This window comes from Komagataeibacter oboediens, from assembly GCF_003207815.1.
GTDB lineage: Bacteria > Pseudomonadota > Alphaproteobacteria > Acetobacterales > Acetobacteraceae > Komagataeibacter > Komagataeibacter oboediens.
Map to the genome: position 1 here is coordinate 1 of NZ_NKTX01000043.1, position 18113 is coordinate 18113.

An 18113-nucleotide genomic window follows, 5' to 3' on the forward strand; every position below is an offset into this window, starting at 1 on the left:
GCCGAGCGCACCATCAACGGTACGCCCCCAGAACATCGGCTGGCAGTCCGTCAAACAGACATAGCCCCTCTGGTCGACGATCTGTTCGACTGGATGCGGGAGTGTTGCCGGCGCATGTCGACAAAAAATCCCGTTGCCCACGCCATGAACTATTTTCTCAGACGTGCCGATACATTCACACGATTCCTCACTGACGGCCGGATCTGCCTCTCAAACAATGCAGCAGAACGCGCTCTGCGCGGCATCGCCCTGGGCAGGAAAGCCTGGTTGTTCGCCGGGTCCGATCGTGGCGGAGAGCGCGCCGCCGCCATGTATTCCCTGATCGTCACCGCGCGTCTGAACGATGTCGATCCCCACGCATGGCTCGCCGATGTCCTGGCACGGATCAATGACATCCCCAATCCACGCCTCCATGAACTCCTGCCCTGGCACTGGAAAGCCCACCAGCAGGTCCACAATACCATCGCCGCCTGAATACGCCCGCGTCTCTCGCCGGATGATTACGAAAAAAGGCGGCACCCGGAAACTTCTATTCTGTTTTTTTACAGGTCCGCATCATCGGTCGTGATCGTGATGGCAATGGTGTTCCCCCCTTCCCGCCGGTCAGCGGGCGGCCGCAGGCGGGTTGCGACCCACATCCGTGCCTCCATGCGCAGCTTCATGGCGGGCACGTCGTCACGGCCGGTGGCGCGGTCGGCTATGGTTATGATTTCCTCGGCCAGCGTATCGGCTGCCGCTTCCCGCGCGGTGGCATACAGCGCGCGAAAGGCCGCATTGTCGCGCAGCCAGCGAAACACCGTGGCCCGGTGCGGCATGGCCGGATCATTACAGATCGCGCGCAGGCTGTGCCCATCAGCCAGCCGGGTGCAGATTTCCTCCGCCACCCGGCGGCTGTACGCCCCGCGCCGCGCGCCCGGTATGGCGGGTTCGGGCATGGTCATCCTTCCCTGTTGTCCGGCGGACATGAAAACGCCCGGGCTGCCGTGCGGGGCAGTCCGGGCGCGGTTGTGTCATGATAGGGCTGTTATCGTGAGAAACCGCGCAGGTGGGAAGCGGTTTGTTCTGCCCGCCGGCTGTTGCGGGGGGAGAGCGGAATGTCGGCTACTGGGCCACACGCAGGTGCAGACCACCGCACAGTATGCCCACCTCAAGACCGATCCAATTTGGAGCACGGCAGATAAGATAGCCATGACAATTGCGAGTGCATTTCTTGCTACTTAGGCTCAGGACCCATTGATATGAGTGGCCGGATGTGATTCAGGCTCCTTGAGGAGACTGAAGATGAGTGACCTGTATTGGCTGACGGACGAGCAGATGGAGCGTCTGCGGCCCTTTTTTCCGAAGAGCCATGGCAAACCTCGCGTTGATGACCGTCGTGTGTTGAGTGGGATCATTTTCGTGAACAGAAATGGTCTGCGTTGGCGTGATGCACCCCGGGAATACGGTCCACACAAGACGCTCTACAATCGCTGGAAGCGCTGGAGTGCTATGGGGATATTCATCCGCATGATGGAGGGACTGACTACCGGCAAGGCAGAGCCTCAGACGATCATGATTGATGCGACCTATCTCAAGGCACATCGCACAGCTTCGAGCCTGCGGTTAAAAAAGGGGCTCCAGGCCGTCTGATTGGGCGCACCAAAGGCGGGATGAATACGAAGCTGCATGCCGTCACCGACCGGAACGGACGTCCGCTCGACTTCTTCATGACAGCAGGCCAGATCAGTGATTACACCGGTGCGGCTGCCCTTCTGGACGGTCTTCCACCAGCCGAATGGATGCTGGCAGATCGGGGCTATGATGCTGACTGGTTCAGGGATGCCTTGGAGGAGAAAGGGATCAAACCCTGCATTCCGGGACGGAAATCCCGAGGGAAACCCATAAAATACGACAGGCGGAAATACAAAGGACGCAGCCGTATCGAGATCATGTTCGGGAGGCTCAAGGACTGGAGACGGGTCGCGACACGCTATGACAGATGCCCCACCGTATTCTTCTCGGCGATCTGCCTCGCCGCAACCGTCATGTTCTGGCTATGAGTCCTGAGCCTAGGGTGACTTTATCTTTTGTCATGCTACCAAAGACCATGTTGTTACCTCCGACTTCTGACATGACGTCGCAATAGATCCGTCGCAACTGGTCAACCCGTGCAGCGATATCCTGTGGCTGGGAACCAACCCACTCCCCTATTATCCTGTCGCTGTGGAAATTTAAAACCATCACCTTGCAGTATCCGGTCCTTCTCGACCGCCTCATGACGAATTTGTTGCGCAAAATCAGTGATAAACGACTTTGCTTCTGAAAGCGCCTGGACACGGATCGCAAACGGGTATCGTAATATCTCATCTTCGATACCGTAAAACACCTCGCAGATCTTCTTGGCGAGATAATGTTGAATGGTCTGTCTGTAGATCGTTTGGGGAACTCCTGTATAACGAATCCCACCATAACGAATCGGCCTCCCATTAAAGCTTTCGATTTCGACTGGCATCGAACCACTGATATAGTGCCATTTGCAGAACCACTCGTTGGCCATGCGCTGCCGCTCATCGCTGAGCATAACGACCAGTCGCGCGCCGATCGGCGTCATCTCACTCCTGACTGGTGCCGCTAAAGCCCAAATTTCAAAGGATTCTTGAGACATTCTGATACCGGATTCGGGTGCCACGTCAATACGTGGAGCCTATCTTGCGCATTGAAGCCAGGATAGCATGGGCACTACCGTCTGGGATGGGCATGCACGGCGAAATAATGTCCGGTTTCGGGAAGGCAATTTATCGTCTCGAATGTCGCCGACGAGGGCGACACCTGCCACCCGTTTTCCCATATCAACGTTGGGCGGCAACGCCGCCAGCAACAGTATTTATGGTCCTGCGCCCTGCCGGCCCGGTATGTCCTGCACAGCATCAAATACAACATCCGTATACGCGCGCTGACAGTACCGGAATCCCGTCAGCGCAGACACCACCTCCACCGGAATATCAAAATAGAAATCCAGCATGCCGGGCGGGTAACCACTTTCGGTTTCCTCGCGGTCCATCGCGGCAATGGTTTCGTGTAACGCTGCGGGCGGGGTGCCGGTTATGGTCAGGTCGTGCGGGCCTGCGGCCTGTCCATGGTGGCTTACGGTCCAGATCTGCGTGCCGTCATGGCAGAAACTGGCGGCGCTTTCATACCGGCGTTCATCCACGGTGCAGGTTGCAATAGTGGCGCCTGCGGAATACGCCGCCAGCCGTGCTTCATGCGCCCGCGCCATGGCCGGGTCGTTGCACACCACCACCGTCCACCCATCGGGCAGGCTGGCGATGGACGTGGGCGCGGGGCGGGCATCGTCCTGTGGCGTGCCGGTATCCGTCAGGCCCATGCGGGCGCACACGGTGGCGCGGTCGATGCCATGAAACGCGAACGCCGTGACCGCATACCCCGCCGGACGGGGCGGGCAGGTTTCGCGTATGTGGAACCGCAGGCGGATGGGCGGAAAGATGTCCTGCGTGCCCTCGGTCACCTGTGCGGGGGCGAAGGTCACGCCCGCCTCCCCCACGCGGTAGGGATAGACGATATTTTCCGCCGTGCCGTCGCGGTGGGCGCACATGATGACGGCGGCCTGTACCGGCCCGTCGCCACCGGGCAGCAGCACGGTGCAGTTGGCAGCTACAGCCGCCGCCCGCGCGCCCGTCCGCAATGCCGTGTCCTGCACCGCGTCGCGCGCGCGGTCCAGCTGTATGGCGCTGTCGGCCTGCGCGTTTGGCGCGGCCACCGTCCCGATCACACCCAGATAACGGCCCGGCGCCATGACCGCGCCAAACGGGGCGAACACGCCCTGCGCGGCCAGTAGCCGCTCCACCTCGGGCCGCAGGTGGGCGGCAAGGCGGTCAAAATCCCGCCGCGGCGTGGCCAGCCAGTCCGGCAGGTCGGTTTCGGCCCAGCCCGCATACCCATCCATGTCCCGCCTCTCCTCCCCATGCCGGTTGCCGGGCATGATGGGTGGCGGGGGGCTGGCGTGTCAATCCGGCCCGGCCGTGCGCGGCCTCCCGGCCTGAAACGGGCCCGCGCCGGTGGGGTGGTCGTGGCGCGTCAGTGCCCCATGAACAGCCGGCTGCCCAGTGTGAAGGCACCAGCCAGCAGGACCAGCATGCTGCCAAGTGTGGCCCACAGCTGCGCGGGCTTCAGCGATGACAGGATCTGCCCGATCGTCATGTCGGCAGGATTGGCCTTGGCGGTGGCCTGTGCTGCCGTCTGCTGCTTTTGGGCCTGTTTTTCCGCAATCTTCTTTTTCCACGCATCAAACATATCGTTGAAAGACACGTTTACGAACGAATCCGTGGTGAACGGGAACGGAATGGGCAGCACGATCCAGTCATAGGGTTCCAGCAGCCCTTCCTGCCGCACGCCTTCTTCCATAACGACAAACACCGGCAGTCCCTTGCAGTACGCCATGCCGGCCTCGATCTGGTTCCACGGCGTGGTCAGCTTCACGTCCTTCAGGGCACGTTCGTTCTTGCCGCCCCGCCGTTCCGTGCCGGATTCAATATAGACCCGTTCTTCGGCAATGATCATCGCGCCGACGGATTCATTTATGGTCTGGATGATTTCCTTCAGCGGGGCTTCCGCCGCGAAGCGCGTCCGGCCCACGGTCTGGGGTTCAAAGCCTGCATCACGAAGCTTCTGTTCAATCGCTTCGATAAATTTTTCCTGGGCCTCGGTTGATGGGGAACCGGCGCTGACGAAAATCTTGGGCTTGTCCACTATCTCAATTCTCTTCCGCAATGAATGTCCTGATCAGATCATTCCCCTATACCGGTCACCATGTCGGGAGGGAACGGCAAAAGGCCGGACATGCCATGATTTCGCCATAATACCGTCGCCCCCCGCCCCCGGCGGGGTCAGGCGGCGTGGGTATGCCCGTCCGGCCCGTGCGTGTGGTCCGGGTCGTGGGAATGGCCGTCCCCGCCATGGTCGTGGCAGTGATGCAGGTCGGGGTAATGCGGGTGGCTGTGGACCAGCCGGGTGTGCACGTGGTGGTGGGTGTGCGGTTCGCCCACCGGGTCATCGGGGCCGTGTTCGTGCTGGTGGTGTTCGTCATGCACGTGGCGGTGGGTATGGGCCATGACCGTGTGCTCGTGTTCATGGTCGTGGCGTTCGCTCAGGTGCAGCCACAGCCCCACGGCCATGAACGCGCCCGCGACAGCCAGCCGCCCCAGGTCATGCGCGTGGAACAGCACGACCGACACCACCGCCCCGATAAACGGGGCCAGCGCGAAATACGCCCCCGTGCGCGCCGCCCCCAGGTGGCGCAGCCCCAGCATGAACGCCACAAGGCTGACGCCATAGCCAAGGAAACCGACACCCCCTGCCGCCGCCACCACGGCGGCACCCGGCATGCGGGCATGCTGCAGCACAAGGGCCGCGCACAGGTTGACGCTGCCCGCCACCACGCCCTTCAGCATGGCGATGCGCACCGGGTCGGCAGCCGACAGCCTGCCGCTGAGGTTGTTGTCAATGCCCCAGCACACGCATGCCGCGATGATGTACAGCGCCCCGGGCGCAACCGCCGCGTGCCCCTGCCATGACAGCACGCCCGCCCCCAGCACGATGCACGCGGCACCCACAAGCAGCCTGCGGTCCACGTTTTCGCGAAACACCACCCATGCGATCAGCAGGGTGGCGATGCTTTCCATATTCAGCAGCAGCGACGCGCTGGCCGCGTCGCTGCGCGCAAGGCCGGCCATAAGCAGCAGCGGCCCCGCCACCCCGCCCGTGGCAATCACGCCCAGCAGGCACGGCAGGTCGGCGCGCGTCAGTGGTGCCTCGTCATGACTGGGCAGCCGCAATGCCGCACGCGCCCCCAGCACCACCGCCAGACCCAGGCCGGAGCCAAGATACAGCAGCCCCGCCGCCATCTGTGCCGACATATCCCCCAGCAGCAGCTTGGCAAATGGCGTGCTGGCCCCGAACAGCACGGCAGACAGCAGGGCAAGGACAAGACCGGTTCTGTTCATTCCCTCCCCATATCACACCGTTTTCACGTCGCGCCATGCGGGAAAATGCACGGCCCATCCTGCAGGTTCCGCGGTGGGGCGACCCAGACCATAACTGACGCTGGCAAGACGTGACCTGCCCATCATTTTGGTATTATGCTGGTTGGATGGATGATGAAGTTTCAACAGACATTTGTAACGTGCACATGGACAAAATAAAAAAAGGCTCGTGGCTGGATGACCTGATCCATGTTTTCAATGAGCTGGGGGGAAGAGGCAGATATAACGAAGTCTATCCTCTTGCCAAAGCGCGCAGGATGTCACGGCATGCCAGTTGGACCTCGCATGCCGAGGCCAGTATTCGCAGGACTGTCGAAGACCACGCAGCGAGTTCACTCAATTTCAAGAAAAAGAATCCTTCAAGCAGAATAGCCGTATTCCGTAGCGTCGAGGGGCACGGCAAAGGCATATGGGAATTGCTGCAAGAGTACAGGTCTACCCCTGCATCGGAGTCAGCAGACGAAAAATTGCCGAAACCCGTGAAACTGAAATATCATCAGGGCATAGAAGGGATTTTTGAAGAAAAAACGTATTGGCGACGTTCCCGTGATCCCCGACTGGTTCAGGCGCGCAAAAAGAAGGATAACTTTACCTGTCAGGCCTGCTCGTATCGTAAAAGGGGAGAGGGGAATAAGTATATTATTGATGTCCATCACGTAATGCCATTGGGAAACCTGACACGGGAAACGGTTACGACCCTTGATGATCTTGTCTGTCTCTGCCCCAACTGTCATCGCATCGCACACAGCCGCAAGGATCGGCCACTGAGCGTAGAGGAAATAAAAAACCTTCTGTAGGTCTGGATTTACCCTGCATAATCCAGACAGTATTATATCAAGATTCCTGCCATGGCTTCCGTGACCGCCCGAAGCCGGCGCATGGCTGGTGGTGAATGACGTACCAGCTTCACCACCGTTCATGCAGGATATCCAGCGCCATGTGCAGCGTGCGGATGCGCGTGCCGGGGGCTTCGTCCATGCCGCATACGTCGCACACCACCCGTGCGCGCGCGGGGGTCAGCAGCGACAGGGCGCGGTCCATGACGCGGCGGGCGTGGACGCTGGCCTCCGTGTCCTCCATCGTGCCACCACCGCCCGCGCCGGTATGGGGGGTGTAGCGCTGCACCAGCCGCCCGCCCCGCGTGGCGCGCCGCCATATGGCCCGGAACCGCAGGCCCGCCGCGTGCTGGTCTGCCGTCAGGGCGGCATTGGCGCGGTAAAACAGCCGGTCCAGCATGCAGGTATCGCGCGTCAGGCGCACGGCCTGTGGCCGGGTGCGCGGGGCCAGTTCCATGCGGGTGGTCTCCACACTGCGCGCGCGGGCGGCGGGACCGTCGGCCCCCATGTCGGGTTTCAGCCCCATGACGATGTCACGCGCGGCAAGGCGCGCACGCCGGTCGGCACGCAGCAGGGCGGCCACGCGGCGGCGTTCCCCATCGGGGGTGGTACGGGGGGCATCCGGGGTACGGGGCTGCGGTACGGACATGGCGTTTCCTGTGCGGTCTGTATGATATTTTCATACTAACCGGCACGCATGCAGGCAGCACGCCCGCGCGTACCCCAGCGCCGCCGGGCGTGGGGTACGCCGGGCATGGCCTGCAGGCCACGGCAATCCTGCCATTCCGTGCGGGCGTGCCCCTGTTCCCACCGTACCCCATGAAATGGGAAATGATATAAGGAAGGAGGGTATATAGGGGGCCGTCAGGGTTTGGGGGGTTATGGGGTACGGTGGGAACACACACCGTCATGCGCATGGGCCGGGGTCGCCTTTTCGGGCAAAGGCGGTGCCTCCCCTGCCCATGCGCGGACGGATCAGGGCGCGACCCACACCCATTGCGGATCCCCGCCAAGGCGCAGCCTGCGCCGGGTCCAGCCAAGGCTGCGCAGCAGGGTGGCCACGCGGTTCTGCGCCGCGCGGTCCTGCCGGTCGCGTGGCAGGCCAAGGGCCAGGTGCAGCACATCGGCCATGCGCACATGTGGCGCCGACCGCATGCGCAGCCACATGGTCACGGGCGTGCGCCACGGGTCGTCATGCATGCGGTCGTCCTGCGCGCGGCGGGCGGTGGCGCCCACGGCGTCATCATCCAGCCACAGGGGCACGGGGGATGTGGCCTCCATATGGTCGGCTTCCGCCCATAGCTGCGCGCGCCACGTGGCCACCCACGCCACATCGGCATGCCGGCATGCGATGGGCCAGTAGCGGCGGTTGCCCGTGGGGTCGGTCAGGTACTCGGCTTCGTTGGTGGTCCCGGCGAAAACGCACTGACGCGGGCGGCTGACCTCGAACGCGCCATAGGTGGGGCGGTACCGGTCATGCTGGCGGCTGAAAAAGGCCTTGGCGTCGCGCAGGGTGCTGCGGCCCAGCGCCTGCAGCTCCGCCATTTCCACCCCCCATACACCCAGCAGCCCCTGTGCCGCATCCTTCTCCCCCAGGTCGCGCGGCAGGTCGTCCTTGAACCATGCCGCCCCGAACAGGGTGGACAGCAGGCGGCTCTTGCCCATGCCCTGACGCCCCTCCAGCACGGGCACGTAATCGAACTTGCACCCCGGCTGGCGCACCCGGCGCACGGCGGCGCACAGGAAACGCGTACCCACGGCACCGTGATAGGCATCGGGCGTGCAGCCCAGCGCGGAATGCAGCCATGTATCCAGCCGGGGCACGCCGTCCCACCGCAACCCGTCCAGCCATTCGCGCACGGGGTGCGTGCGGCACATCCCCGCGACGGTGCGGCACGCCTGATCGGCCACCGCGCGGCCAACCGGCAGGTCATAGGCGCGCTGCAGGTAGGCCTGCACCAGCCCCACATCCACGTCCTCCATGCCACGGGGATAGGGTCCGGGCAGGTCCGGCGCGCCGGCATAGGGCGGCGGCGGGGCACGGGTGATGATATGACGGCAGCTGAATTCGTCCCACGCCACCATTCCGCACAGCCGCGCGTCATGCCCCAGCAGCACAAGGCAGTTGCTGAGCGACGGCACCACCCGTCCCCCCGCCCCACGGACCAGCAGGTCCATCCACGCGGTGGCAACGGGGGCGGCAGGGTGATCTTGCATGCGCAACGGGCCTTCTGGTCTGGGGGCGACGGCGGGACGGCCCACGGGACCGGCGGCCCGCACCATGCAGCGCCCGCCCCAAACCCGCCCGCCGCTGCCCGCGTGGGTGGCGGGCAGGATAATGCGCAGGGGTGCAGGTGGCGTGCGCAATCATTCGATGGCGCAATGCATCCCCGCGCCCTGCCCGCGGAACCCCACCAGACACATACAGGCGGCACGGAGCCGGAGCGGAAGCCACCCCGGATATTCAGTTGCGCCGCGAAGGTAGCCCGCAGCGCGCGTGCAGCCGGTCACATGCCGGTCCTGCACCACGGGCTGTTACCCGACCGGACATGGACCAATGACAGGCGCACCGCCGCATGGAGGGAGAGGCCACGCCCCCGATGGCCAGCTACGTCAGGCAGGAACCCGCCACGACGTGCGGGACGGCTGGTCATATGCCGGCCCCGCACTACGGTCAGCCATCCGAACGGGTATTGACCAGCGACGGGTGCAACGTAGCGTGTGACCTGACCGGCCCATGCCTCCACCGATCTCCGGCAGCGTCGAGAAAAATCGGCCACAAGGTACGGGACGACCGCTCATGTAACGGACCCGCGCCAGAGCCAGCCACCTGAACATGTACGGGACAATAGACGCAGCGCCACATGGGACAGGAACGGGAGGACATGCCTCCCCGGCGATGTCCGGCATGCTGGAATGAACCGGCCACGGCGTGTGGAATGGCTGGTCACGTGCCGGACCAGTACCACAGCCAGTCACCCGGATCGGGGCGGCCACATACTGCCCACCCCACGGGACCGGGCGTATATCGCCCTATGCCGGGCGCCGGGCCATGGACCGTAACGGGTCGTATACCTGGTAAACAACGCGCCGCACTGCCTGCCGCGCGGGGGCGGGACAGGCGGTGCGGCGCGATGATCCGCCCTGCATGCAGCATGGCGGCATGTGACCCGGTCAGTATCCGTGCAGATGCTGAACGGTCCGGACGGGGCGTGTTACCCTGCGTTGCCTTCCGGGATCGGGCATGGCGAACGGCGTGGCCGGTCATCCTGCGCCAGAGAGAGGATCCGGTTATTCAGCGCATCCACTTCCGCCAGCAGGGCGTAAATCACATCAACAGCAAATTTGTTGTTCTTGGTACATACATCGATCGCCAGTCGGATGGCGGACGGATCAAGGCATTCGCCCCTGTTCAAATGGAAAGGCGTATGTCCGTTCGGGAATACTTGCTGCAGGACCATCTTCAGGCTCCTTTACCAGATCATTAACTTTCCATACCCACCAACGATCTTCCGGAAATGGATATGAAATTACAAGTAAAAAAAGCGCGTATAATGATGTTATATAGAGTTATATGAAACGGATATGTCGGTAACCATTCATAAATATTCATTTCAGGTGCAGTTTATGGAAAGGACTATATTCCTTCTATTCTTTTCACAACCACGATCCCGGCTGTCAACGGGCGCAAAATGGGCCGGTCTGTTGCCCGGATGACACAGTGGGCGATGTGGATAACCCGATCCGGGACATACGCGCCGACCCGACTATTACGCATGCGGACCGCCCTGATGGCTGCCGCACGGAAGCGGCCGCAGCCCGTGCAGGGCCGATTCCCGGCATCCATCATGGTTGCGTTTACAGGTTTCACGAATGGAAATGGGGCAGGCACCGGATGACACGCCCTCCGCATTACGGGCGGGCATGTGTGATCCCGATCATGTCAAGGTAGTGCCCTACCGGTCGGGCGTGGGTTGCGCAGCCCCGCGTTCAGGCCCGAGCGGATGGTGGCGCGGGCTTCGGGCATGGGTATATGCCGACGCTGTGCGGCATGTAACAGCGTATCGCGGGCCTGCGCAAGATCCATCATCCCTGCCCCGCACCACCGGCCCAGCGTATAGGCACGCGCGTTGAGCGTGGTGTTGGCCATGCCCGGTGGCGCGTCGCATACGGCATGCAGCGCGCGCATCAGCACGCCGGGCGCGCGGTCGGCCACCATGCGGGGCGCGGGCGTGACGGCAGGGTCCGGCGCGGGGGCCAGCAGCCGGGCCAGCCAGCGCGGAATGGGTGGCGGCGGAACCTCCCACGGGGGAACGCGCCATGTATAGGCCCCGCCCGTAGCCGGGTGCGTGCCCGGCGGGATGGTCACCGCCTGCCGCCCCCGGTGCGGGTCCAGTCCCGGCGCGGGATACCCCGCCTGCCCGCGCAGGGGCTCGCCATCATGGCGGAAGAACAGGACCGCGCCACCCGACCCGCCGGTGCGCGTCATGGGACGTGGCGGCAGCGGGCCATGGCGGCGCACAAGGGCGGACAGGGCCGCCACCCCATCGGCCGCATGCGTGCCGGGGCGGTCCACATCCAGCGCGAACAGGCCGGACGGCCCGCACACCACCCGCCACCCACAACCGGGCCAGCACGCGGCCCAGCGTGCGAGGGTGTCGGGACAGGTGGTGGCGTGGTCCACCGCACCGCGAAAACATGCGGCCCGCGATCCCGCCCGCACCGGCAGGACATGCCAGCCCATGCGGGCCACGCGCAGCAAATCGGGCGGAATGGTGTGCATGCGCGGGTTGTATGGGACATATCCCAGTACGTCAAGCAGAAATGGGATATATCCCCTCTACACAGGCCCACCGGATTATGGGACAGTTCCCATTATGGAGACACGATCCCCCGCCGCCGCCGAGATCGAGCGCCGCATGGCGCTGCTGAACCTCAATAAAAAGCGCCTTGCCGAACTGGCGGGCCTGAACGAAACCTACGTGCATGACATCCTGCGTGGCAAGTCACGCAACCCCGGTGGCGACCGGCTGGAAAAAGTGGCCGCCGTGCTGGGCTGCACCGCCAGCGACCTGCTGCGCGGGGGGGCTGCGGGCGGGTCGGGCACGGCGGCGCTGCGGCTGAAGGCGCTGCGGGAACGCGCGGGCTATACCGTGCGCGGGCTGGCGCGCGACCTGGGGCTGGGGGAAAAGTTTTCCAGCTACGCCTTTTATGAAAACAAGCTGAAGAAGGATTACATCCCGGTTGAGCTAGTGCGCAAGCTGGTGCCGCTGCTGACCGACCGGGGCGATCCCCCCATTGCCGCGAGCGAGGTCTGGGCCCTGTGCGGTATCGTGCCGGGGGCGACCGACCTGAACGAAAGCATCCGCCGGGCCGAACGCGCCGCCATGCCCATGCAGGCCGATGACGGGGCGATCACGGTACATGAATACGACATCTCCCCGCAGGCCGGCGCCGGCGCGATCGTGGATCATACCGCCTGTGGCGATGGGGAAGGCCACCCCACGCTGGAATCATGGCGCATTCCGCGCGACTTCATCCGCAACTACCTGCCGGACACGGCGGGCCTTGCGATCATCCGGGTTGCGGGCAATTCGATGGAGCCGGAATTCGCCGCGGGCGACCGGGTTCTGGTCGATACCGGCCACCGCGTCCCCTCGCCCGACGGGGTGTACGTGCTGTGGAACGGCATGGGCGTGGTGATCAAGCAGCTGATGCTGGTGCCCAATTCCCGCCCGCCGCGCATCCGTATCATAAGCGTCAACCCCACCTATCCTGTCGATGAGGTCGATGCATCCGACCTGGTGATCAACGGCCGGGTGGTGGGCAAGTGGGTGTGGAAATAGGCACATCCACCCCGGACGTGGCAGACAGCATGCCGGTTTCCAGACAGCATCGGAAAACACCGATGTGCTGAAAAAACCGGCATCCCTTACCATCCCGCAGGCGGTCTGAACGGATATATCCGGCAATCATAAAGGACGTGTCCGGGCAGGCCTGAGGCTTCGGGAGGCATTGCCTGTGTGGAAAAAGGTGACGCGCGACAGCTTTTCCTGTTTCTGGCAACACCTTGAACATGTGCGGATGCCGCATCTGGTGGCTCATGCGTAAAATGGAATGCATCCCCCATGCGCCAGCCAGAATGGAACAGCGCACGGTCCGGCCCCATGCCCGCTGCCCCATGGCGGGCCGGACCGACGCCATCGTCCCGCCTGCCCTTTCCCCCGTCCCCTGCCCTACTGACGCCGCATTCGCGCATTAGGCACGCATCCGTTCCCCGCCGCCCGGATGCGTCATGCCTGCTGCCCCCACACCACGCCACAACCCCACGCCCCCATGGGCGTTAGCCCGGTCATGACAGACATGATCCCCCGCCCCGTCCGCCTGCCCGCCATGGCCGTGCTTGGCATGGCCCTTCTGGCCCCCCATTCCGCCCGGGCCGAAAGCCAGCACCTGACCCTGACCCCCGCCAACACCACCGTGCTGCTACATGCCGACAGCGTGGTGGGCGCGATGGAGGGGCAGTTCGCCAAGGTGTCCGGCACGCTGGACTACGACCTGTCGCGCCAGACCTGCCATGTGGACCTGACCATGGACGCCACCAGCGTGCACATGGACACCATAGTCGAACGCAAGGCCGCGAAATCGGGCAACATGCTGGACAGCGACCGGTTCCCCACCACGCATTATGTGGGCGACTGCAGCCCCCGCGTGGTGAAGGGGCAGGTCCTCTCCCGCATGGTTGGCCGCCTGACCATGCGCGGGCAGACCCACCCCATGACATTTGACACGCAGATGGTCTTTACCGGCAACACCCTGACCATGCTGGACAGCACCGGCACGTTCGATGGCCGCCAGTGGGGCATGTCCACCATGCTGCATACCGTAAAACCCCGCATGCGCACCGAAACGCGCATCACCCTGCCCGCCACCCCGGCCGCCCACGGCTGACATTTACCCCACAGGAAGCGCGCCCCATGACCGACCAGACGACTACCCCCCGGACGATTGACGAAATCACCAGCTACCACGCCCATGTCTATTTCGATGGCGCAGCCACGCGCGACACGGCCGCCCGCCTGCGTGACCAGATTGCCGACCGCTTTGCCGTCCGTCTGGGCCGGTGGCACGATGTAGCGGTCGGCCCGCATGTCGCCCCGATGTACCAGGTGGCGTTCGGCACGAACCTGTTCGCGACGCTGGTGCCTTGGCTCATGCTGAACCATGCCGGGCTGAGCATCCTGATCCACCCCGGCACCACCAACCCGCGCCGCGACCACATGCGCGACAGCATGTGGATCGGCCGCCCCCGCGCCCTGCTGTCCGACCGGCTGCCTGAACACACGTTCGAACCCGACGGCGTGGGCGAAATCAACACCCACCCCGATGGCAGCGCCATGGTGTAACCCGACCGGACATGCCGCAGGGCACCGCCACCCCGCGGCGCATTCACGCACCCCATGCCAGCGCCCCACGCATGCCGGCATGATGGCAGGACTGTTTATCTTTTCGTGTTTCCATAGTACCTGATCGTTTTTTGTGGGAATACAATGGCAGGCGAACACCACGGTCAGGACCCGTCCTTTTTCCGTTTCCTTGAATGGGCGTATCAGGCGTCTGTCCATGGCGTGGGTAGAACCGGCACGGCGCAGGACATGGCGCGCACCTACCTTGCGCGCCACGGCAATGACCCCCACCGCGCCGCGCGCGCCCTGATCCGCTGGCAGAACACCAAGGCCGCGACGGCGGGGTTCATAAGCGGCCTGGGCCCTGCCCGCCAATGTCGCGGGCGTGCTGTATGTGCAGGTGCGCATGATTACCGCCATCGCCGCCATGGGCGGCCACGATATCCATGACCCGGCGGTAAAGGCGGCCTGTCTGGCCTGCCTGTCGGAAGTGGGGATGGAGGAAGTGGCCAAGAACATCGGCCTGTCCCTTGCCGGGTCCACCGTCGTGAACAACCTTGGCAACCGCATGGCGGCCGAGGCCAAGAAACACCTTGCCCGCCATGCCCTGCACGCGGTTGCCGCACGTGGGCTGGCGCACACCGCCGCCATCGTGCCCGTTCTGGGCGGCGTGATTGGCGGCACGTTCGACGGCCTGAAAACCAACCGCATCGGCCGCGCGGCCATCCGCAGTTTCATTACGCAGCCCGACCCGGCCCGCCTGCCGCCGCCGGAACGCGACGGGCACGCGGTCACAGCATCGAACGTTACGGGGCCCCAGGCATAATCTCCCCCATCGTCCCGGCCCGATGGGCCGATGGCCGTCATCATGTGCCTGCTGCCCTGCCCGTCGCCCTGCGCGGGTGCCGGAAATACGGTGCCACAACAGGTCGGGCCGGATTTTCATCGCTGGTATATTGCCGCCAGTACCCGACAGGATCAGGCTGGGCCGGACTTTCCGCCAGCCGATACATGGATGACGGAATACATTACTGCCCGATGACGTAACACGATCATGGCCACCGTCCATCACCGGCACCATGGCGGAAGACACCGACCATTTCATCCATATGCCGAAGCTGGCACGGCATCGCTGTCCCGTCCCGCGGCCATGACCATCCGGAACGGGGGCATCGGCCACCGTGCGGCTACACGCCAGTGACCATTCCGAAAGTGGCGGCGCGTTCGCCCTGTGTGCAGGGCTGCACCGTGAACGGGACGGCTGGAAGATCCTTCAGGTGAACCTGCCGGTCGCGACAGTCCTGCTGCGTGAGTGTCGTCAGGACATTGTTTGAAAACGGTTCATTGATCAAAGACAATAAAAGCGTCACCAGAAACTTCTTATGGTTTCAGGATGTTTTTCAAAGCAGCGTCCAGGCGACTTCCGGCGGGCAACGCATTGATCAACGCAAACCGGTTGTTGGGTGTCGCCTTTTTTCAAAAAGGCGACATATCCCGAAGCTGCCCGGCGCAGATATCGCCCCGGCCAGCTTCAGGATCTGACACAACAGCGGCAATCAGTCCCCCGCCGCCCCCATGGTGGGGTAGTCGATATAGCCTTCCGGCCCGTGGGTGTAGAAGGTGGACGGGTCGGGCGGCGTCAGGTCCACACCCGCGCGCAGGCGTTCGGGCAGGTCGGGGTTGGAGATAAAGGCCTGACCGAAGGCCACGGCGTCGGCGCGTCCGTCCTCGACGGCCTTTTCGGCGCTGGCCGCAGTGAACTTTTCATTGGCGATATACACGCCGCCAAACTGTTTTTTCAGCTGCGGGCCAAGGCTGTCCGGTCCCTCGGCCTCACGCGCGCACAGGAACGCGATCTTCCGCCGCCCCAGTTCGGTCGCGACATAACCGAATGTCGCGGCGGGGTTGGAATCCCCCATGTCATGCAGGTCGCACCGGGGCGAGATATGCACCCCCACCCGGCCCCGGCCCCATACGCCTGTGGCGGCGTCCGTGACCTCCAGCAGCAGTCGGGCGCGGTTTTCGATCGACCCGCCATACCGGTCGGTGCGGTGGTTGGTGGAATCCTGCAGGAACTGGTCCAGCAGGTAGCCGTTGGCGCCGTGGATTTCCACCCCGTCGAACCCGGCCACCTTCGCCAGTTCCGCGCCACGGCGGAAGGCGTCGATTATGCCCGGAATTTCGTCCGTGCGCAGGGCGCGGGGGATGACATAATCGCGCTTGGGCCGCAGCAGGCTGACATGCCCCTTCGCCGCGATCGCGCTGGGGGCGACCGGGGCCTCCCCATTCAGGAAATACGGGTCCGAAATCCGGCCCACGTGCCATAGCTGCAGGAAAATCCGCCCGCCTGCGGCATGCACGGCATCGGTAACCGTCTTCCACCCCTGTGCCTGCGCATCCGTCCAGATGCCGGGCACGCCTTCATACCCGATCCCCTGTGGCGTGACCGGCGTCGCTTCCGACAGGATCAGCCCCGCCAGCGCGCGCTGGGCATAGTATTCGGCCATCATGTCGGTGGGAACGTGCCCGGCACCGGCGCGCAGGCGCGTCAGCGGCGCCATGACAATACGGTTGGGCAGCGTCAGGTCGCCTGCCGTCAGCGGCGTGAACAGGGTTGGCATGATACGTCTCCACGGTTCTCGTTTCGGGCGATGATGGGCGGATCACCGCCCGCCCGCAACCCCCTCGCCCGTGGGGTCGGCCCTACAGCCCCTGATGGGTGCGTACGGCCGATGCCGACAGGGTATGGTGCCAGACGACATCGTTATTGAAAATAATGGTCAGGCTTTTGCGCATTCTGCGCGAACCACTTGAAAACACGCCATAATACGGGATGAAATTCGTGCCGTTGGGGCGCGTGGTCATGAAATCGTATTGCCAGATCTCATGTCCGCCATCAGTAAAACTTATTACCATCGGGTCGCCAAACAGGGCGCGGACCTGCTGTTTCGTGGTCTGGTCGTCATGGATTTTCTGGTCGATGGTTTCGGCAGTTTCGCGCCGGATGGACGTATTGCCCGTCGATGCGCAGCCCGCAACCGCAAGGGCCGCGCCAAGACACGCCGCAATGGACATCCGTTTCATCAGTACTGCTCCGCTTTCCATGTCGGGGCCATGTTATACCAAAGGACGTAGCCACTGACTCGTGTGTGAAGTGACAAACGGCGCTGGCTCTGATTCTCTTGATGCGGGAGGATCTGGCTGATGACGAGGGCGGTGAAGCTACGGGATGACTATTCGGCCTCTGATCTGAGGCGACTTGCGGCGCGTAGCCGGCAGGCGAACGCTGCGCGCCGGCTTCTGGCCCTGGCAGCAATCCGTGTGTCAATCGGCACTCAAAAATAACCCCTGATCGGCATGCAATATTAACCCCCTGTTGAAGGCCCGGCCTGTCTCCTGAAGCCGTAGGCGTAAGGAGACAGGCCGGGGCAGGTATGGATCTGGAGAGAGGTTCAGTTACGGTTCCTGAACCGCCAGCTTTCGTTCCCTGTCTCGATGATGTCGCAGTGATGGGTCAGACGGTCGAGCAGTGCCGTGGTCATCTTGGCGTCGGCGAATACACTGGCCCATTCACCGAAGGACAGGTTCGTGGTGACAATGACCGAGGTCTGTTCATAAAGGCGGCTGATCATATGGAACAGCAACTGTCCGCCAGACTGGGCAAAGGGCAGGTATCCCAGTTCGTCGAGGATGACAAAGTCCAGTCGGCCGAGTTGTTCGGCCAGCCGACCCGCCCTTGCCGCCCGACTGTCAGCCTCAAGCCGGTTGACCAGGTCCACCACGTTGAAGAACCGGCCACGCCGACCTGTGCGGATGCAGCTCCGGCCAATGGC

At 63.6% G+C, this 18113-nt stretch carries 23 protein-coding genes and 1 pseudogene; 11 read left to right on the plus strand and 13 right to left on the minus strand.

Features of this window, described 5'->3' with window-relative positions:
- On the plus strand, positions 1-474 hold a 474-nt coding region (locus tag CFR80_RS13085), incomplete at its 5' end, for an IS66 family transposase (RefSeq protein ID WP_146221646.1).
- A gap of 68 nt (positions 475-542) precedes the next feature.
- On the opposite strand, the gene CFR80_RS13090 is transcribed toward CFR80_RS13085, so the two are convergent.
- The gene (locus CFR80_RS13090; protein WP_232275745.1) at positions 543-935 is read right to left on the minus strand and encodes a terminase small subunit-like protein; all 393 of its coding nucleotides are present in this window, start codon (positions 933-935) and stop codon (positions 543-545) included.
- Positions 936-1281: 346 nt separating this feature from the next.
- Between CFR80_RS13090 and CFR80_RS13100 the strand changes: the two genes are divergently transcribed.
- Positions 1282-2039 (plus strand): IS5 family transposase gene (locus CFR80_RS13100; protein WP_085948205.1). Its coding sequence is split into 2 segments (ribosomal slippage): positions 1282-1603 and positions 1603-2039, totalling 759 coding nucleotides; the frame shifts between segments, so codons are not numbered across the junction.
- A gap of 101 nt (positions 2040-2140) precedes the next feature.
- Here the strand turns inward: CFR80_RS13100 and CFR80_RS13105 are convergent.
- The 4 genes from CFR80_RS13105 to CFR80_RS13120 form a co-directional block, all read right to left on the minus strand.
- Entirely contained in the window at positions 2141-2644 is a 504-nt protein-coding gene (locus tag CFR80_RS13105; protein ID WP_181418225.1) for a hypothetical protein, read from the minus strand.
- A gap of 219 nt (positions 2645-2863) precedes the next feature.
- Positions 2864-3943, minus strand: a complete 1080-nt coding sequence (locus CFR80_RS13110; protein ID WP_010514946.1) for a hypothetical protein — start codon at positions 3941-3943, stop codon at positions 2864-2866.
- Positions 3944-4074: 131 nt separating this feature from the next.
- A complete protein-coding gene (locus CFR80_RS13115; protein WP_010514947.1) occupies positions 4075-4746 on the minus strand; it encodes a hypothetical protein in 672 nt (223 codons plus the stop codon).
- Between the two features lie 137 nt (positions 4747-4883).
- Complete coding sequence (locus tag CFR80_RS13120; RefSeq protein ID WP_010514948.1) at positions 4884-5999, minus strand: DMT family transporter; 1116 nt, start codon at positions 5997-5999, stop codon at positions 4884-4886.
- A gap of 146 nt (positions 6000-6145) precedes the next feature.
- Between CFR80_RS13120 and CFR80_RS13125 the strand changes: the two genes are divergently transcribed.
- Positions 6146-6835: an HNH endonuclease gene (locus CFR80_RS13125; RefSeq protein WP_083819102.1), complete on the plus strand. Its 690-nt coding sequence runs from the start codon at positions 6146-6148 to the stop codon at positions 6833-6835.
- A gap of 109 nt (positions 6836-6944) precedes the next feature.
- On the opposite strand, the gene CFR80_RS13130 is transcribed toward CFR80_RS13125, so the two are convergent.
- From CFR80_RS13130 to CFR80_RS13145, 5 genes are all read right to left on the minus strand, one after another.
- A complete protein-coding gene (locus tag CFR80_RS13130) occupies positions 6945-7523 on the minus strand; it encodes a hypothetical protein (RefSeq protein WP_010514952.1) in 579 nt (192 codons plus the stop codon).
- Between the two features lie 326 nt (positions 7524-7849).
- The gene (locus CFR80_RS13135; RefSeq protein ID WP_258367801.1) at positions 7850-9241 is read right to left on the minus strand and encodes a virulence-associated E family protein; all 1392 of its coding nucleotides are present in this window, start codon (positions 9239-9241) and stop codon (positions 7850-7852) included.
- A 140-nt stretch (positions 9242-9381) separates the two neighbouring features.
- Positions 9382-9528 carry a hypothetical protein gene (locus CFR80_RS19415; protein ID WP_157132929.1) on the minus strand — a complete coding sequence of 49 codons (147 nt, stop codon included), beginning with the start codon at positions 9526-9528 and terminating at the stop codon, positions 9382-9384.
- A 561-nt stretch (positions 9529-10089) separates the two neighbouring features.
- Positions 10090-10290: a hypothetical protein gene (locus CFR80_RS13140; RefSeq protein WP_146221651.1), complete on the minus strand. Its 201-nt coding sequence runs from the start codon at positions 10288-10290 to the stop codon at positions 10090-10092.
- A 527-nt stretch (positions 10291-10817) separates the two neighbouring features.
- Positions 10818-11657 carry a bifunctional DNA primase/polymerase gene (locus CFR80_RS13145; RefSeq protein WP_010514956.1) on the minus strand — a complete coding sequence of 280 codons (840 nt, stop codon included), beginning with the start codon at positions 11655-11657 and terminating at the stop codon, positions 10818-10820.
- Positions 11658-11751: 94 nt separating this feature from the next.
- Between CFR80_RS13145 and CFR80_RS13150 the strand changes: the two genes are divergently transcribed.
- The 7 genes from CFR80_RS13150 (at position 11752) to CFR80_RS19425 (ending at position 15822) form a co-directional block, all read left to right on the plus strand.
- Positions 11752-12720 carry a helix-turn-helix domain-containing protein gene (locus tag CFR80_RS13150; protein ID WP_010514957.1) on the plus strand — a complete coding sequence of 323 codons (969 nt, stop codon included), beginning with the start codon at positions 11752-11754 and terminating at the stop codon, positions 12718-12720.
- Between the two features lie 517 nt (positions 12721-13237).
- Positions 13238-13825 carry a YceI family protein gene (locus CFR80_RS13155; protein WP_010514959.1) on the plus strand — a complete coding sequence of 196 codons (588 nt, stop codon included), beginning with the start codon at positions 13238-13240 and terminating at the stop codon, positions 13823-13825.
- A 26-nt stretch (positions 13826-13851) separates the two neighbouring features.
- Positions 13852-14280 (plus strand): DOPA 4,5-dioxygenase family protein, encoded by a 429-nt coding sequence (locus tag CFR80_RS13160; protein WP_048855975.1) that lies wholly within the window; start codon positions 13852-13854, stop codon positions 14278-14280.
- Positions 14281-14424: 144 nt separating this feature from the next.
- A complete protein-coding gene (locus CFR80_RS19900) occupies positions 14425-14730 on the plus strand; it encodes a hypothetical protein (RefSeq protein ID WP_258367802.1) in 306 nt (101 codons plus the stop codon).
- On the plus strand, positions 14687-15106 hold the full coding sequence (locus CFR80_RS19905; protein WP_258367803.1) for a hypothetical protein: 420 nt from the start codon (positions 14687-14689) through the stop codon (positions 15104-15106). The genes CFR80_RS19900 and CFR80_RS19905 overlap by 44 nt, the downstream gene beginning before the upstream one ends.
- Positions 15107-15461: 355 nt before the next feature.
- On the plus strand, positions 15462-15614 hold the full coding sequence (locus tag CFR80_RS19420; protein WP_010514964.1) for a hypothetical protein: 153 nt from the start codon (positions 15462-15464) through the stop codon (positions 15612-15614).
- A 10-nt stretch (positions 15615-15624) separates the two neighbouring features.
- Complete coding sequence (locus CFR80_RS19425; protein WP_181418226.1) at positions 15625-15822, plus strand: hypothetical protein; 198 nt, start codon at positions 15625-15627, stop codon at positions 15820-15822.
- Between the two features lie 14 nt (positions 15823-15836).
- On the opposite strand, the gene CFR80_RS13175 is transcribed toward CFR80_RS19425, so the two are convergent.
- Together CFR80_RS13175 and bamE are read right to left on the minus strand one after the other, a co-directional pair.
- On the minus strand, positions 15837-16901 hold the full coding sequence (locus CFR80_RS13175) for an alkene reductase (RefSeq protein ID WP_010514966.1): 1065 nt from the start codon (positions 16899-16901) through the stop codon (positions 15837-15839).
- Positions 16902-16983: 82 nt separating this feature from the next.
- The gene (gene bamE / locus CFR80_RS13180; protein ID WP_010514967.1) at positions 16984-17364 is read right to left on the minus strand and encodes an outer membrane protein assembly factor BamE domain-containing protein; all 381 of its coding nucleotides are present in this window, start codon (positions 17362-17364) and stop codon (positions 16984-16986) included.
- 120 nt (positions 17365-17484) lie between these two features.
- Between bamE and CFR80_RS13185 the strand changes: the two are divergent.
- Positions 17485-17601 (plus strand): annotated as a pseudogene (locus tag CFR80_RS13185) (IS630 family transposase); the annotation flags it as partial.
- Positions 17602-17732: 131 nt separating this feature from the next.
- Here CFR80_RS13185 and CFR80_RS13190 read toward each other — a convergent pair.
- Positions 17733-18113: ATP-binding protein (locus tag CFR80_RS13190; RefSeq protein ID WP_181418227.1), on the minus strand; the 381-nt coding region annotated here is incomplete at its 5' end.

What these genes read in the sequence shown, in the direction of transcription:
- CFR80_RS13090 (WP_232275745.1), bottom strand. Translation starts at nt 935, where the DNA reads ATGCCCGAACCCGCCATACCGGGCGCGCGGCGCGGGGCGTACAGCCGC.
- CFR80_RS13105 (WP_181418225.1), bottom strand. Translation starts at nt 2,644, where the DNA reads ATGTCTCAAGAATCCTTTGAAATTTGGGCTTTAGCGGCACCAGTCAGG.
- CFR80_RS13110 (WP_010514946.1), bottom strand. Translation starts at nt 3,943, where the DNA reads ATGGATGGGTATGCGGGCTGGGCCGAAACCGACCTGCCGGACTGGCTG.
- CFR80_RS13120 (WP_010514948.1), bottom strand. Translation starts at nt 5,999, where the DNA reads ATGAACAGAACCGGTCTTGTCCTTGCCCTGCTGTCTGCCGTGCTGTTC.
- CFR80_RS13125 (WP_083819102.1), top strand. Translation starts at nt 6,146, where the DNA reads ATGGATGATGAAGTTTCAACAGACATTTGTAACGTGCACATGGACAAA.
- CFR80_RS13130 (WP_010514952.1), bottom strand. Translation starts at nt 7,523, where the DNA reads ATGTCCGTACCGCAGCCCCGTACCCCGGATGCCCCCCGTACCACCCCC.
- CFR80_RS19415 (WP_157132929.1), bottom strand. Translation starts at nt 9,528, where the DNA reads ATGACCAGCCGTCCCGCACGTCGTGGCGGGTTCCTGCCTGACGTAGCT.
- CFR80_RS13145 (WP_010514956.1), bottom strand. Translation starts at nt 11,657, where the DNA reads ATGCACACCATTCCGCCCGATTTGCTGCGCGTGGCCCGCATGGGCTGG.
- CFR80_RS13150 (WP_010514957.1), top strand. Translation starts at nt 11,752, where the DNA reads ATGGAGACACGATCCCCCGCCGCCGCCGAGATCGAGCGCCGCATGGCG.
- CFR80_RS13155 (WP_010514959.1), top strand. Translation starts at nt 13,238, where the DNA reads ATGATCCCCCGCCCCGTCCGCCTGCCCGCCATGGCCGTGCTTGGCATG.
- CFR80_RS13160 (WP_048855975.1), top strand. Translation starts at nt 13,852, where the DNA reads ATGACCGACCAGACGACTACCCCCCGGACGATTGACGAAATCACCAGC.
- CFR80_RS19900 (WP_258367802.1), top strand. Translation starts at nt 14,425, where the DNA reads ATGGCAGGCGAACACCACGGTCAGGACCCGTCCTTTTTCCGTTTCCTT.
- CFR80_RS19905 (WP_258367803.1), top strand. Translation starts at nt 14,687, where the DNA reads ATGATTACCGCCATCGCCGCCATGGGCGGCCACGATATCCATGACCCG.
- CFR80_RS13175 (WP_010514966.1), bottom strand. Translation starts at nt 16,901, where the DNA reads ATGCCAACCCTGTTCACGCCGCTGACGGCAGGCGACCTGACGCTGCCC.
- bamE (WP_010514967.1), bottom strand. Translation starts at nt 17,364, where the DNA reads ATGAAACGGATGTCCATTGCGGCGTGTCTTGGCGCGGCCCTTGCGGTT.